Origin of the sequence: Pseudomonas sp. NY15364, from assembly GCF_048068235.1 — a bacterium.
In the GTDB taxonomy this organism is placed as follows: Bacteria; Pseudomonadota; Gammaproteobacteria; order Pseudomonadales; family Pseudomonadaceae; genus Aquipseudomonas; species Aquipseudomonas mendocina_D.
The window spans coordinates 1-14,869 of sequence record NZ_JBLUPX010000030.1 but is presented as its reverse complement, the minus strand read 5'-3'; the positions used below and the strand labels follow the sequence as shown (position 1 = coordinate 14,869).

The window sequence follows — 14,869 nt, the reverse complement described above, 5'->3', positions numbered from 1 at the left end:
GATGAAGCCACAACAGAAGAAAACCCTGATCCACACGGCCTCCGCCGTCGCCCTGGCCGCCGTGGCCGCACTGGTCTGGCTGGAACTGCGCCCGAGCGGCCTGGGTTCCGGTTTCGCCAGCGCCAATGGCCGGATCGAGGCAACCGAAGTGGACGTCGCCACGAAACTAGCTGGCCGTCTGCTGCAGATCGACGTCGACGAAGGCGATTTCGTCGCCGCCGGACAAGTACTCGCGCAAATGGACATCCAGGTGCTCACCGCCCAGTTGAGCCAGGCCCAGGCCCAGGTTCGCCAGGCGCAGAACGCCACCCGCACGGCCCATTCCCAAGTTTCCCTGCGCATCAGCGAGAAAGCCACCGCCGAAGCCGTTGTGCACCAGCGTCAGGCCGAGCTGACTGCGGCGCAGAAGCGCTACGCCCGTACCGAGACCCTGGTCAGACGCAATGCCTTGCCCCAGCAGAAACTCGACGATGACCTGGCCGCCCTGCAAAGCAGCCAGGCCGCACTCAGCGCCGCCCGTTCCCAGGTTCTGTCGAGCCAGGCCGCCATAGATGCTGCGCAATCGCAGGTGATCGAGGCCGAATCCAGCGTGGAGGCAGCCCAGGCCAGCGTCGAGCGGCTGCAAGCGGATATCGAGGACAGCCGGCTAAAGGCGCCCCGAAGTGGCCGTGTGCAGTATCGCGTCAGCCAGCCAGGTGAAGTCTTGGGTGCCGGCGGCAAGGTACTCAATCTGGTCGACCTCAACGACGTGTACATGAACGTCTTCCTGCCGGCGCAACAGGCTGGTCGAGTCGCCCTGGGCGCGGACGTGCGACTGATCCTGGATGCCGCACCGCAATATGTAATTCCAGCCAAGGTGACCTTCGTCGCCAGCGTCGCACAGTTCACCCCCAAGACAGTGGAAACCGCCAACGAACGGGAAAAACTGATGTTCCGGGTCAAGGCCCGAATCGATCCAGAACTGCTGCAAAAACACCTCGAACAGGTCAAGACCGGGGTTCCCGGCATGGCCTACCTGAAACTTGACGCCGCCGCCGAGTGGCCCGAAAGCCTGCACGTGCGAATCACACCATGACAGCGAACGACCCCAGCGTGGTGCAACTGATCGAGGTCAGCCTGCGCTACAACAAAACCTGCGCGGTGGACGCGGTCACCCTCGACATCCCCGCCAACCGCATGGTCGGCCTGATCGGCCCAGATGGCGTGGGCAAGTCCAGCCTGCTGGCCCTGATCGCCGGGGCGCGTAGGATGCAGGACGGCACGATACGGGTGCTCGACGGCGACATGGCCGATGCCGGCCACCGCCGCGACGTCTGCCCGCGCATCGCCTACATGCCCCAGGGCCTGGGCAAGAATCTCTACCCGACCCTGACCGTGTTCGAGAACCTCGACTTCTTCGGCCGCCTGTTCGGCCAGGATGAGCAGGAGCGCAGGGCGCGGATTGCCGACCTGACGCAAAGCACCGGCCTGGCGCCGTTTGTCGAACGCCCGGCGGGCAAGCTGTCCGGCGGCATGAAACAGAAGCTCGGCTTGTGCTGTGCGCTGATCCACGATCCGGATCTGTTGATCCTCGACGAACCCACCACCGGCGTCGACCCGCTGGCGCGCAACCAGTTCTGGGAATTGATCGAGCGCATTCGCAAGCGCCGCCCCGGCATGAGCGTGCTGGTCGCCACCGCCTACATGGACGAAGCCCAGCGTTTCGACTGGCTGGTGGCCATGGACGACGGCAAGGTGCTGGATATCGGAACCCCTGGCGAACTGCTCGAACGCACCGGCACCGACAATCTGGAAGAAGCCTTCATCGCCCTGTTGCCCGAAGCCAAGCGCAGCGGCCACCATACCCTAGTGATTCCACCGCGCCCGGCGGCCAGCGGCGAGAATGCGGTGGCCATCGAGGCGCACGGCCTGACCTGCCGCTTTGGTGATTTCGTCGCCGTCGATCATGTAGATTTCCGCATCGAGCGCGGGGAAATCTTCGGCTTCCTCGGCTCCAACGGCTGCGGCAAGTCGACCACCATGAAGATGCTCACCGGGCTGCAGCCGGCCAGCGAAGGCGAAGCCTTCCTGTTCGGCAAACCGGTCGACCCAAGGAACATCGACACCCGCCGCCGGGTCGGCTACATGTCCCAGGCGTTCTCGCTGTACAGCGAGTTGAGTGTGCTGCAGAACCTCGACCTGCATGCCCGGCTGTTCGAAATCCCGCCGCAACGGCGTCCCGCGCGCATTCAGGAAATGCTCGACAGGTTCGATCTTCAGGGAGTCGCCGAGCAGTTGCCGGAGGATCTGCCCCTGGGGGTGCGCCAGCGCCTGTCGCTGGCGGTGGCGGTGATTCACCAGCCGGAGATCCTGATCCTCGACGAGCCGACTTCCGGCGTCGACCCGGTAGCCCGCGACGGCTTCTGGGAGCTGTTGATCGACCTGTCGCGCAAGGATGGCGTGACCATCTTCATTTCCACCCATTTCATGAACGAGGCGCTGCGCTGCGACCGCATGTCGATGATGCACGCCGGCCGCGTGTTGGACAGTGACACGCCGCAGGCGCTGATGGCCAAGCGCGGCCTGTCCACCTTGGAAGAAACCTTCATCGCCTACCTGCGCGATGCCGCTGACGACACACCGGCGGACGCCCCGCAGCAGGCACCAGAGGAGGCGGAATTCGTCCATGCCAGCGCGGCAAAATCATGTTTCAGCCCTCGGCGCCTGTACAGCTACGCCCAGCGCGAAGCCATGGAACTGCGCCGCGATCCTGTTCGCGCCACCCTGGCCTTGATCGGTACGGTTCTGCTGATGTTCATCATGGGCTACGGCATCAACCTGGATGTCGAGGATCTGAGCTACGCGGTACTCGATCGCGACCAGACCACCACCAGCGCCGCCTATGCCGAGGCCCTTACCGGCTCGCGCTATTTCCAGGAAAAACCGCCACTGCGCGACTACGACGAACTCGAACGGCGCATGCGCCAGGGCGATATCAGCCTGGCCGTGGAGATTCCGCCAGGCTTCGGTCGCGAGCTCAAGCGCGGTGACGTACCACAGCTGGGATTCTGGGTCGACGGCGCCATGCCGACCCGCGCCAATACGGTCAAGGGCTACGTACAGGGCATCCACCAGGGCTACCTGCAGCAGCTTGCCGCGACGGCTCCCGGGAATGCGGCCCGCAGCCAGTTCGACATCGCCCTGCGCTACCGCTACAACCCCGATGTGCAAAGCCTGCAAGCCATGGTGCCGGCGGTGATCCCGATCCTGTTGATGATGATTCCGGCGATGCTCACCGCCCTGGGCGTGGTGCGGGAAAAGGAGCTGGGCTCGATCACCAACTTCTACGTCACGCCGGTGACCCGCCTGGAGTTCCTGATCGGCAAGCAGTTGCCCTATATCGCCCTGGGCATGGCCAACTTCTTCATGCTGGTGGCCTTCTCGGTCTGCTTCTTCGATGTGCCGGTCAAGGGCAGCATGCTGACCCTGACACTCGGCGCACTGCTCTACGTGACCTGCGCCACCAGCCTCGGCCTGCTGATCTCCTCGGTGCTCAATAGCCAGATCGCCGCGATCTTCGGCACCGCCATCGCCACCGTGGTGCCGGCTACGCAATTCTCCGGTCTGATCTACCCGGTATCGGCCTTGGAAGGCGCCAGCGCCTTGATCGGCAACCTCTACCCGACCAGCCATTTCCTGATCATCAGCCGTGGCGTGTTCTCCAAGGCGCTGGGCCTGGCCGAACTCTACCCCTACTTCATTCCCTTGCTGATCACCATCCCCACACTGACCCTGCTCAGCGTCGCCGGCCTGAAGAAGCAGGAGAAATAAGATGCGCAAACTGAACAACATCCTGCAGTTGGGCATCAAGGAACTGCGCAGCCTGTATCGCGACCCGGCCCTGTTGCTGCTGATCCTCTACGCCTTCACCCTGAGCATTTACTCCCAAGCCAACAGTGTGCCGGAGTCGCCGCACCGGGCCAGCATTGGCGTGCTCGACGAGGATCGCTCGCAACTGTCGACGCGCATCGTCGGCGGCTTCCAGTTGCCCTACTTCATCAAGCCCGCGGCCATCGACCTGGAAACCATGGACAGCGGCATGGACGCCGGGCGCTATACCTTCACCCTGAACATCCCGCCGCAGTTCCAGCAAGATCTGCTAGCCGGACGCCAGCCAACCATCCAGCTCAATGTCGATGCCACACAAGTCAGCCAAGCGTTCACGGGGGCTGGACATATCCAGCAGATCATTAATGACGAGGTCGGCGAGTTCCTCAGGCGCTTTCGTGGCGCCAACGCGGTACCCGTCGAAGCGGTGGTACGCATGCAGTACAACCCCAACCTGGTGCAATCCTGGTTCGGCTCCGTCAACGCAATCGTCAGCCAGATCACCATGCTGTCGATCATCCTCACCGGCGCCGCACTGATCCGCGAACGCGAACACGGCACCATCGAGCACCTGCTGGTGATGCCCGTCACGCCGTTCGAGATCATGTCGGCCAAGGTCTGGTCGATGGGCCTAGTGGTGCTGGCCGCCACCGCCCTGTCCATGCGCATCATCATCGAGGGCTGGCTGGCCGTCCCCATTCCCGGCTCCGTGCTGTTGTTCCTCGGCGGTGTCGCCCTGCACCTGTTCGCCACCACCTCGATGGGCATCTTCTTCGGCACCCTGGCCCGCTCGATGCCACAGCTGGGCCTGCTGATCATTCTCGTGCTGATGCCTCTGCAGATTCTCTCCGGCGGCATGACCCCGCGCGAAAGCATGCCGGAAGTCGTACAGAACGTCATGCTGGCGGCACCCACCACGCACTTCGTCGAGCTAGCCCAAGCCATTCTCTTCCGTGGCGCCGGCCCGGCTGTCGTCTGGCCGCAAATGCTTGCCCTAGGCGCCATCGGTAGCGTGTTTTTCATCGGTGCCTTGTCGCGGCTGCGCAAATCCCTGCATTGAGAAGGCCATCCACACGGTGCCATTCGAATAGACATGCAAGACAGACCAAATAAGGAAACTAATACGTGGAGATAACCACAACCGCTAGGTTGGCCCTGGTGACAGCCATCTGCCTGGGCATCCCAGCACAGGGCTGGGCAACCTCCCTACCCACCCCGGCCAAAACCGACCTGGTCACCGTGTACAAACAAGCAGCGAAGAACAACGCCGATATCGCTGCCGCTCGCGCCGACTACCAGGCGCGTCGCGAAGTGGTGCCGCAGGCGCGTGCCGGGCTGCTGCCCAACCTGTCGGCGGGGGCCAATTATGGCGATACCCGCACCGAGCTCGATTCGCCGAGTAACACCCTGTCGCGCAGCGGCCTGGTGTATCAGGCCAACCTGAGCCAGCCACTGTTCCGTGCCGATCGATGGTTCCAGCTGCAGGCGGCCGAGGCGACCAGTGAGCAGGCGGCGCTGGAGCTGTCAGCGACCGAGCAGAGCTTGATTCTGCAGAGCGCCGAGACCTACTTTGCCGTGTTGCGCGCCCAGGACACCCTGGCCTCGACCCGTGCCGAAGAGGCGGCGTTCAAGCGCCAGCTGGATCAGGCCAACGAGCGCTTCGATGTTGGCCTTTCCGACAAGACCGACGTGCTCGAAGCGCAGGCCGGTTTCGACACTGCCCGAGCCAACCGCATTCTCGCCGAGCGCGCCGTGGATGATGCCTTCGAGGCCCTGGTGGCGCTGACCAATCGCAGCTACACGGCAGTCGAAGGTATCGTGCATACCTTGCCGGTATTGGCGCCGACACCGAACGACGCCAAAACCTGGGTCGATACCGCCGCTGCGCAGAACCTCAATCTGCAGGCCAGCTTCTTCGCGGTCGATGCTGCCGAGGAAAACCTGCGCCAGCGCAAGGCCGGCCATGCGCCGACCCTGGATGCCGTGGCCAGCTATCAGAAGGGCGACAATGACAGCCTGGGCTTTACCAACTCTGCTGCGTCACCCACTACATACGGTGGCGATGTTTCGCAGCGCTCCATCGGCCTGCAACTGAATATCCCGCTGTACAGCGGCGGCCTGACCAGCTCGCAGGTGCGTGAGGCCTATCAGCGCCTGGGGCAGACCGAGCAGTTGCGCGAAAGCTTGCGCCGCCAGGTGGTGCAGAACACCCGTAACCTGTTCCGTGCGGTGAATACCGACGTGGAGACCGTGCAGGCGCGCCGCCAGTCGATCATCTCCAACCAGAGCGCCCTGGAAGCCACCGAGATCGGCTACCAGGTCGGCACCCGCAACATCGTCGATGTGCTCGATGCCCAGCGTCAGCTGTACAGCGCGGTGCGCAACTACAACGACGCGCGCTATGACTACATCCTCAACAACCTGCGCCTGAAGCAGGCCGCCGGCACCCTCAGTCCGGCTGACCTGGAAGCGCTGGACAGCTTCCTCAAGCCTGACTACAACCCGGACAAAGACTTCCTACCGGAAGAAACATTAGAAGCCAACTTTACTGACGACAACTTAGGAGCATCATCATGAAAAAAATCTGCCTTGTACTTTCCGCTCTGACTCTCAGCCTGCTTGCTGGCTGTTCTACCCCCTCGCTGATCGTGCTCAACAGCGGTCAGGAAATCCAGACACTAGACGAACCCAAATACGATGCAAAAAGTGGTTTCTACGAATTTAAGCAACCTGACGGGAAACCCCAACGTATAAATAAAGATCAGGTGAATACCATCAGGACGCTCTGATTCAGCAATGACAGCGGTTTCGTGATACCACCTTCAAACTTTCTAACCCCATTTATCACGACTGCATTGAACTTGTTAAACATTAGGAAAACTCCGAAAGAGTCTGCCCGGTAGTTATTACTAGACCAAGGAGGTCTCGCTATGTCTGACTCGACTCAAAAACTGCGCCTCGGCGCGTTGATCGCTCTGGTTGTTGGTTCAATGGTTGGCGGCGGGATCTTCTCCCTGCCGCAGAATATCGCCGCCAGTGCCAGTGCCGGCGCCACCCTTATTGGCTGGCTGATCACCGGTGTCGGCATGCTCACCCTGGCTTTCGTCTTCCAGACCCTGGCCAACCGCAAACCCGACCTCAATGGCGGGGTGTATGCCTACGCTAAGGCCGGCTTCGGCGACTACATGGGTTTCTCCTCGGCTTGGGGTTACTGGATCAGCGCCTGGATCGGCAACGTCAGCTACATGGTGTTGCTGTTCTCCACCCTCGGCTACTTCTTTCCGGTATTCGGCGAGGGCAACACCCTGCCGGCGATCATCTGCGCCTCTATCGTGCTCTGGCTGCTGCACTTTCTGGTGCTGCGCGGGATCAGGGAAGCGGCCTTCATTAATACCATCACCACCATCGCCAAGATGCTGCCGCTGGCGCTGTTCATCGTCATCGCCGCCGTCGCCTTCAAGATGGACGTGTTCACCTCGGACTTCTGGGGCAGCGGCAACACCGAGCTCGGCAGCGTGATGGATCAGGTGCGCAACATGATGCTGGTCACCGTCTGGGTGTTCATCGGTATCGAGGGTGCGAGCATCTTCTCCGCCCGCGCCGAGAAACGCAGCGATGTCGGCAAGGCCACCGTCATCGGCTTCATCGGCGTGCTCCTGCTATTAGTGCTGGTCAACATCCTCAGTCAGGGCATCCTCGCCCAGGCCGAACTGGCCGGACTGAAAAACCCGTCGATGGCTGCCGTGCTGGAACAGGTAGTCGGCCCCTGGGGGGCGCAACTGATCTCCATCGGCCTGATCATCTCGCTGGCCGGGGCGCTGCTGTCGTGGACACTACTGTGCGCCGAGATTCTCTTCGCCAGCGCCAGTGACCACACCATGCCGGAGTTCCTGCGCAAGGAGAACGCCAACCAGGTCCCGGCTAACGCGCTGTGGCTGTCCAACGGGCTGATCCAGCTGTTTCTGATCATCACCCTGTTCAGCGAGTCCACCTACCTCAGCCTGCTGTATCTGGCCACCTCGATGATTCTGGTGCCGTACTTCTGGTCGAGTGCCTACGCCGTGCTGCTGGCCTTGCGCGGCGAGACCTACGAAAACGCCGCCGGCGAACGCAACAAGGATCTGCTGATCGCGCTGATCTCCACGCTGTATGCGGTGTGGCTGGTGTACGCCGCCGGCGTGCAGTACCTGCTGCTCTCCGCGCTGCTCTATGCCCCTGGCGCAATCCTGTTCGCCAAGGCCAAGCGCGAGCTGGGCCAACCGGTGTTCACGGGCGTCGAGAAGCTGATCTTCATCGCCGTACTGATCGGCGCCGGCATTGCCGCATTCGGCCTGTATGACGGTTTCCTGAGTTTGTAAAAGTGCCGCCCCGGACCTTCCGGGGCCACGTTCCACGAGAAGGAGTTTGACATGTCCAAGAAAGCCCTAGGCGTTCATTCCGAAGCCGGCAAGCTGCACAAGGTGATGGTCTGCTCGCCCGGCCTTGCGCACCTGCGCCTGACCCCCGCCAACTGCGACGAACTGCTGTTCGACGACGTGATCTGGGTATCGCAGGCCAAGCGCGACCATTTCGATTTCATGACCAAGATGCGTGAACGCGGTATAGAGGTCGTGGAGATGCACAACCTGCTCGAAGAGACCGTGCGCAACCCGCAAGCGCTGCAGTGGATTCTCGAGCGCAAGATCACCCCCAACAGCGTCGGCCTCGGTCTGCAGAACGAAGTTCGTTCGTTTATCGAAAGCCTGGAGCCACGGCGCATCGCCGAATTCCTGATCGGCGGCGTGTCCGGCGCAGACCTGCAGAAATACAAAGATTCGGAAGCAGCGAAGATGTTCAACGCCTATCTGGGCGAGTCCAGCTTCATCTTCCCGCCGCTGCCCAACACCCAGTTCACCCGCGACACCACCTGCTGGATCTACGGCGGCGTAACCCTCAACCCGATGTACTGGCCGGCGCGCCGCCAGGAAACCCTGCTCGCCAGTGCCATCTACAAATTCCACCCGGACTTCATCAATGAAGAGTTCGAGGTCTGGTATGGCGACCCGGATCAGGATCACGGCTCGGCCACCCTCGAAGGCGGCGACGTGATGCCAATCGGCAACGGTACCGTGCTGATCGGCATGGGTGAGCGCAGCTCGCACCAGGCCATCGGCCAGGTGGCGCGTACCCTGTTCGCCAAAGGCGCCGCCGACAAGGTGATAGTCGCCGGCCTGGGCAAATCGCGCTCGGCCATGCACCTGGACACCGTGTTCAGCTTCTGCGACCGCGACCTAGTGACCATCTTCCCGGAAGTGGCCAACTCCATCGTGCCCTTCGTGCTGCGCCCGGATGAAAGCAAGCCTGGCGGTATCGACCTGCGCCGCGACGAGCGCAGCTTCCTCGACGTGGTCGCCGAGTCGCTCAACCTGAAGAAACTGCGCGTGGTGGAAACCGGCGGCGACGCCTACGAGGCCGAACGCGAGCAGTGGGACGACGGCAACAACGTGGTCTGCCTGGAACCCGGCGTGGTCATCGGCTACGACCGCAACACCTACACCAACACCCTGCTGCGCAAGGCCGGCGTCGAGGTCATCACCATCAGCGCCAGCGAACTGGGACGCGGCCGTGGCGGCGGCCACTGCATGACCTGTCCGATCATCCGCGACCCAATCGATTACTGACGGACACATATTCGTAGGGTGGACATGGCGCAGCCTTGTCCACCTTTGCCAGCAAGAAGGCGGACAAGCCTGCAGCATGTCCGCCCTACAGTTGCCCTTGCCAACGGAGCGAAATCTCATGGCTTTCAACATGCACAACCGCAACCTGCTCAGCCTGATGCACCACAGCACCCGTGAGCTGCGTTACCTGCTCGACCTGTCGCGCGACCTCAAGCGCGCCAAGTACACCGGCACCGAGCAGCAGCACCTGAGCCGCAAGAACATCGCGCTGATCTTCGAGAAGACCTCGACCCGCACCCGCTGCGCCTTCGAGGTGGCCGCCTACGACCAGGGCGCCAACGTCACCTACATCGACCCCGGCTCCTCGCAGATCGGTCACAAGGAGTCGATGAAGGACACCGCTCGCGTGCTCGGACGCATGTACGACGCCATCGAGTATCGCGGCTTCAAGCAGGAGATTGTCGAGGAACTGGCCACCTACGCCGGCGTGCCGGTGTTCAACGGTCTGACCGACGAGTACCACCCCACGCAGATGCTCGCCGACGTGCTGACCATGCGCGAGCACAGCGACAAGCCGCTGCACGACATCGCCTACGCCTACCTCGGCGATGCGCGCAACAACATGGGCAACTCGCTGCTGCTGATCGGCGCCAAGCTCGGCATGGACGTGCGCATCGCCGCGCCCAAGGCGCTGTGGCCGAGCGCCGAACATGTCGCCGCCTGCAAGAAATTCGCCGAGGAAAGCGGCGCCCGCCTGCTGCTCACTGAAGACCCGAAGGAAGCGGTCAAGGGCGTCGACTTCGTCCACACCGACGTCTGGGTGTCGATGGGCGAGCCGGTGGAAGCCTGGGGTGAACGCATCCAGGAACTGCTGCCGTACCAAGTCAACGCCGAAATCATGAAGGCCGCCGGCAACCCGCGGGTGAAGTTCATGCACTGCCTGCCGGCCTTCCACAACAGCGAAACCAAGGTCGGCAAGCAGATCGCCGAACAGTATCCGCACCTGAAGAACGGCATCGAAGTGACCGAGGACGTCTTCGAGTCGCCATGGAACATCGCCTTCGAGCAGGCGGAAAACCGCATGCACACCATCAAGGCGATTCTGGTCGCGACCCTGGCCGACATCTAAACCGTAGCCCGGATGCAATCCGGGGCAATCGCCCCCTCGCCATCCCCGGATTGCATCCGGGCTACGAACGAGAACAAGGAGCAACCATCATGCGACTCGTCATCGCCCTGGGCGGCAACGCCCTGCTTCGTCGCGGCGAAGCCATGACCGCGGAAAACCAGCGTGAAAATGTACGTATCGCCTGTGAGCAGATAGCCAAGGTTGCAGGCGGAAACGAGCTGGTGATCGCTCACGGCAACGGCCCACAAGTCGGCCTGCTGGCCCTGCAGGGCAATGCCTTCGACGCCGCCAATCCTTACCCGCTGGATGTACTCGGCGCCGAAACTGAAGGCATGATCGGCTACATGATCGAGCAGGAGCTGGGCAACCTGCTGCCGTTCGAGGTGCCCTTCGCCACCATCCTCACCCAGGTCGAAGTGGACAGCGCCGATCCAGCGTTCAAGAAACCAACCAAACCTATAGGCCCGGTCTACGCCAAGGAAGAAGCCGAACGCCTGGCCGCCGAGAAAGGCTGGAGCATCGCCCCGGACGGTGACAAGTTCCGCCGCGTCGTGGCCAGCCCACGGCCACAACGCATCTTCGAAATTCGCCCGATCAAATGGCTGCTGGAAAAAGGCAGCGTGGTGATCTGCGCCGGTGGCGGCGGTATTCCCACCATGTACGACGGCAACAAATTGCATGGCGTGGAGGCGGTGATCGACAAGGATCTGTGCTCGTCACTGCTCGCCGAACAGCTCAACGCCGACCTGCTGGTAATCGCCACCGACGTCGACGCCACCTATATCGACTGGGGCAAGCCGACGCAGAAATCCATCGCCGAAGCTCACCCCGACGAGCTGGACAAACTCGGCTTTGCCGCCGGCTCCATGGGGCCGAAGGTGCAAGCCGCCTGCGAGTTCGCCCGCAACACTGGCAGCACGGCGGTGATCGGCTCGCTGGAAAATATCGAGGCCATCGTCCAGGGCAAATCCGGTACCCGGATCAGCCTGGATTACAGCGCCATCGCCTATCGCTGAAGGAGAGATGCCAACATGTTCGAGCCCGGCCATCTGCATCGCGATAACTTGGACAAACTCGAGACAATCTAGAGGGCTACGAGGTTCACTTGGTTTTCACCAGTATGCTTCGACTCTACATCTCAGCCTTGCGACCGACTAATCTCCCAGAACACTCTGCCATGGCGCATGGGTCACTGCAATTTGCTGCCCGAGTCGTTGTTCGATGATGGGGTTCACGGCATTAGGCTGAATCCCTTACCGTCATCGAGCACGGCGTAACGTCCACTGGCGAGCAGACGCTACGCCGTAGATGCCTATCACGCGCCGATCATCAAGGATTGGTCGGTGCTCTAACCCCGTTTCGGCGGCGATCTCGAGAGCGAACTGGGTTCGCTCTCGATTGCGCAACGTCGCCTGCAGGTTACGCGTCAGGATTACACGACGACCTTGAACTGCTCAGGCGTCTCAGCGCGCGAAGATCTTCTGGAACCCAAATGCCACCAGTGCCCCACCGGCCCAACCGTTCATAGCCCGATACGCAGGTAGCCATCACGAAAGGCCAACGTGCCGAAAATCCAAACGAGCCCGATTTGCCAACCTAGGAGTAGCACTCTAGTCAGCAGGAGAGTGATCGGGTAGAACCAGAGCGGAAAGGCGGCCGGGAATATGGCGGCGAAAGAGCTAGAAGTCGCGCTGACTTCAAAACTGAGCAGCAGCTACCGAAAACAACGCAAGATTCGCTTCCCGGTTTGAGACAACTCATTCGGGACGCTCCGTCGGGCCGCAGAATCGAAGTCCAAAGGAACAGCTGGTTCATAGCCTCTCACTAGGTATAGTGCGGATTCCACGGTCATCTGGCCACCCATTCCATAAGCATCTGACCACCGATTCCACGGTGATCCGGCCACTGATTCCACGGCCATCCGGCCACTCAACCGGGCAGGCAGTAACGCAGGATTTCTTCACTACCATCGACCTCTTTTTCGAAGCAGAGAGGTCGTCGTGGAGCGTTTATCCATGCGTAAGATTCGCGAAGTACTTCGTCTCAAGTTCGAGGTCGGGCTATCGGCTCGCCAGATTGCAGTCAGTGTGCAGGTCGGTCGTGTCACCGTCGGCGATTACCTCAACCGCTTTGCCGCCAGCGGTCTAGCCTGGCCCTGTTCGTTGTCCGATTCCGAACTGGAGCAGCAGCTGTTCCCGCCACCGCCGGCGGTACCCTCCGAACAACGACCGCTGCCTGATTGGTCTTGGGTGCATGCCGAGCTGCGTCGCCCCGGCGTGACCCTGGCGCTGCTCTGGCAGGAGTACCGCCTGAACCAGCCGCAGGGTTTTCAGTACAGCTGGTTCTGCGAGCACTACCGGGCCTGGCAGGGCAAGCTGGACGTGGTGATGCGCCAGGAGCATCGCGTCGGCGAGAAGTTGTTCGTCGACTACGCCGGGCAGACGGTGCCGGTTATCGACCGCCACAGCGGCGAGATCCGCCGGGCGCAGGTGTTCGTCGCGGTGCTTGGCGCGTCCAGCTACACCTTCGCCGAAGCCACCTGGTCGCAGCAGCTGCCGGACTGGCTAGGCTCGCATACCCGTTGCTTCGCCTTCCTCGGCGGCGTGCCGGAGATCGTGGTGCCGGACAACCTGCGCAGCGCGGTAAGCAAGGCCCATCGTTACGAGCCGGACATCAACCCCAGCTACCGCGACCTTGCCGAGCACTACGGAGTGGCGGTGGTGCCGGCGCGGGCGCGTAAGCCGCGCGACAAGGCCAAGGCCGAAGTCGGCGTGCAGGTGGTCGAGCGCTGGATCCTCGCGGCCCTGCGCAACCGTCAGTTCTTCTCCTTGGATGAACTCAACAGCGCCATCTCCGTGTTGCTGGAGCGGCTCAATCGCCGCCCGTTTCGCAAGCTGCCGGGCTCCCGGCACTCGGCCTTCGAGGCTCTGGATCGTCTGGCGCTGCGCCCCTTGCCGGTGCAACCCTACGTCTACGCCGAGTGGAAGAAGGCGCGGGTGGCTTCATCGACCAGCCAATCACTTGGCGCGAAAACAGATCCAGTACCACCACCAAGTACAACCAACCCTCATAGGTGCGGATGTAAGTGATGTCGGTGACCCAGACCTTGTTCGGTTCACTGACGTTGAACTTCCGCTCCAGACGGTTGGGCGAGGCCACAGTCGGCTTGCCACCATAGTACCCGGGGCGCCGACGATAACCGGTCTGCGAGCGCAGTCCCTCTCCCCGCATCAGGCGAGCCACGCGGTGCCGACCACAAGACTCGCCCAGCTCACGCAGGTCGTCGTGGATCTTGCGGTAGCCGTAGACCCCGCCGCTTTCCAACCAGGCATGCTTGATCAATCCGAGCAGACGCTGATCCTCCTTGGCGCGTGCAGATTTCGGCTCGGCCAGCCAGGCGTAGTAACCGCTGGGATGTACCTGGAGGGTCTGGCAGAGGCGCCGCACCGGGTACTCCACCGACAGCTTGCTGATAACGGCGTACTTCAGCCGGACTCCTTGGCAAAGTACGCGGCGGCCTTTTTTAGGATGTCTCGCTCTTCGGTCACTCGCTTGAGTTCAGCGCGCAAACGACGCAGTTCGGCTTGCTGATCATCTACCTGCTGCCGCTGTACTTGGGGCTTGCTGTAGCGCTTTACCCAGGCGTACAGGCTATGCGCGGACACACCTAGACGCTCTGCCACATCGGCAACACGCAAGCCGCGCTCAGTGATGTGCTTGACCGCTTCGATCTTGAATTCTTCGGGGTAACGCTGGTTGCTCATGGCACCTCCTGATGGGCCTCATTATGAGGCTTGGAGGTGTCTACGAAACTAGGGGCGATTCAGATCTCGCAGCTCGCGACGTCAAGAAAGTGTTGAGCCTGACAGAGCGCTCAGCGACGAACTGAAATGACCAAGCGGCGTAAATCATAAGATTTCGCCGCTTTACCATTCACTGGCCTGGCCCAACCTCTCCGACCAGCCAGCCCCAGCGAGCACCTCGCGATGACCTGAGCCAGTCTCTGCTCAGCATTCGATCTCCAATCGTTCCAACAGGTACTTCAAAGCTGTCTTTTCTCCTTTGGACAGGTTCAGACGGCCGGAAGCAATCTTGGTCAAGGGTAACCGCTCCATAAACCCCGTCCTAGCGGACGGTTTTTTTCAGGAAGCAGAGGCAGAAGCTGGCGAGCAGTTCCACGGCAGCAGCGCTTCGTAATCCTCGACGCTACTGG

At 61.8% G+C, this 14,869-nt stretch carries 9 protein-coding genes and 3 pseudogenes; 10 read left to right on the top strand and 2 right to left on the bottom strand.

Going from position 1 to position 14,869, the window contains the following annotated elements; genetic code table 11:
• Window position 1: 1 nt before the first annotated feature.
• The 9 genes from ACNFCJ_RS19720 to arcC all read left to right on the top strand — a co-directional run bounded on the left by ACNFCJ_RS19720 (window position 2) and on the right by arcC (window position 11,672).
• The gene (locus ACNFCJ_RS19720; RefSeq protein ID WP_003464255.1) at window positions 2-1,075 is read left to right on the top strand and encodes an HlyD family secretion protein; all 1,074 of its coding nucleotides are present in this window, start codon (window positions 2-4) and stop codon (window positions 1,073-1,075) included.
• Complete coding sequence (gene rbbA / locus ACNFCJ_RS19715) at window positions 1,072-3,810, top strand: ribosome-associated ATPase/putative transporter RbbA (RefSeq protein WP_416773181.1); 2,739 nt, start codon at window positions 1,072-1,074, stop codon at window positions 3,808-3,810. Before ACNFCJ_RS19720 ends, rbbA begins: the two co-directional genes overlap by 4 nt.
• Before the next feature lies 1 nt (window position 3,811).
• The gene (locus ACNFCJ_RS19710) at window positions 3,812-4,927 is read left to right on the top strand and encodes an ABC transporter permease (RefSeq protein ID WP_038664457.1); all 1,116 of its coding nucleotides are present in this window, start codon (window positions 3,812-3,814) and stop codon (window positions 4,925-4,927) included.
• Between the two features lie 65 nt (window positions 4,928-4,992).
• The gene (locus ACNFCJ_RS19705; RefSeq protein ID WP_038664460.1) at window positions 4,993-6,444 is read left to right on the top strand and encodes a TolC family outer membrane protein; all 1,452 of its coding nucleotides are present in this window, start codon (window positions 4,993-4,995) and stop codon (window positions 6,442-6,444) included.
• Complete coding sequence (locus tag ACNFCJ_RS19700) at window positions 6,441-6,656, top strand: YgdI/YgdR family lipoprotein (protein ID WP_010563423.1); 216 nt, start codon at window positions 6,441-6,443, stop codon at window positions 6,654-6,656. The genes ACNFCJ_RS19705 and ACNFCJ_RS19700 overlap by 4 nt, the downstream gene beginning before the upstream one ends.
• A gap of 141 nt (window positions 6,657-6,797) precedes the next feature.
• Entirely contained in the window at window positions 6,798-8,225 is a 1,428-nt protein-coding gene (gene arcD / locus ACNFCJ_RS19695) for an arginine-ornithine antiporter (protein WP_011911900.1), read from the top strand.
• A gap of 51 nt (window positions 8,226-8,276) precedes the next feature.
• A complete protein-coding gene (arcA, locus tag ACNFCJ_RS19690; RefSeq protein WP_038664465.1) occupies window positions 8,277-9,527 on the top strand; it encodes an arginine deiminase in 1,251 nt (416 codons plus the stop codon).
• 118 nt (window positions 9,528-9,645) lie between these two features.
• Window positions 9,646-10,656, top strand: a complete 1,011-nt coding sequence (locus tag ACNFCJ_RS19685; RefSeq protein WP_038664468.1) for an ornithine carbamoyltransferase — start codon at window positions 9,646-9,648, stop codon at window positions 10,654-10,656.
• An 89-nt stretch (window positions 10,657-10,745) separates the two neighbouring features.
• The gene (gene arcC / locus ACNFCJ_RS19680) at window positions 10,746-11,672 is read left to right on the top strand and encodes a carbamate kinase (RefSeq protein ID WP_038664471.1); all 927 of its coding nucleotides are present in this window, start codon (window positions 10,746-10,748) and stop codon (window positions 11,670-11,672) included.
• 122 nt (window positions 11,673-11,794) lie between these two features.
• On the opposite strand, the pseudogene ACNFCJ_RS19675 reads toward arcC, so the two are convergent.
• A pseudogene (locus tag ACNFCJ_RS19675) lies at window positions 11,795-12,104 on the bottom strand (DUF3363 domain-containing protein); the annotation flags it as partial.
• A 567-nt stretch (window positions 12,105-12,671) separates the two neighbouring features.
• On the opposite strand from ACNFCJ_RS19675, the pseudogene istA reads away from it, so the two are divergent.
• A pseudogene (gene istA, locus ACNFCJ_RS19670) lies at window positions 12,672-13,655 on the top strand (IS21 family transposase); the annotation flags it as partial.
• On the opposite strand, the pseudogene ACNFCJ_RS19665 reads toward istA, so the two are convergent.
• Window positions 13,654-14,420: pseudogene (locus tag ACNFCJ_RS19665) on the bottom strand (IS3 family transposase); the annotation flags it as partial. The pseudogenes istA and ACNFCJ_RS19665 overlap by 2 nt on opposite strands.
• Window positions 14,421-14,869 lie beyond the last annotated feature (449 nt).

Excerpts from the sequence above, each read along its gene's own strand:
- ACNFCJ_RS19720 (WP_003464255.1), top strand. The coding sequence starts at position 2 with ATGAAGCCACAACAGAAGAAAACCCTGATCCACACGGCCTCCGCCGTC.
- rbbA (WP_416773181.1), top strand. The coding sequence starts at position 1,072 with ATGACAGCGAACGACCCCAGCGTGGTGCAACTGATCGAGGTCAGCCTG.
- ACNFCJ_RS19710 (WP_038664457.1), top strand. The coding sequence starts at position 3,812 with ATGCGCAAACTGAACAACATCCTGCAGTTGGGCATCAAGGAACTGCGC.
- ACNFCJ_RS19700 (WP_010563423.1), top strand. The coding sequence starts at position 6,441 with ATGAAAAAAATCTGCCTTGTACTTTCCGCTCTGACTCTCAGCCTGCTT.
- arcD (WP_011911900.1), top strand. The coding sequence starts at position 6,798 with ATGTCTGACTCGACTCAAAAACTGCGCCTCGGCGCGTTGATCGCTCTG.
- arcA (WP_038664465.1), top strand. The coding sequence starts at position 8,277 with ATGTCCAAGAAAGCCCTAGGCGTTCATTCCGAAGCCGGCAAGCTGCAC.
- ACNFCJ_RS19685 (WP_038664468.1), top strand. The coding sequence starts at position 9,646 with ATGGCTTTCAACATGCACAACCGCAACCTGCTCAGCCTGATGCACCAC.
- arcC (WP_038664471.1), top strand. The coding sequence starts at position 10,746 with ATGCGACTCGTCATCGCCCTGGGCGGCAACGCCCTGCTTCGTCGCGGC.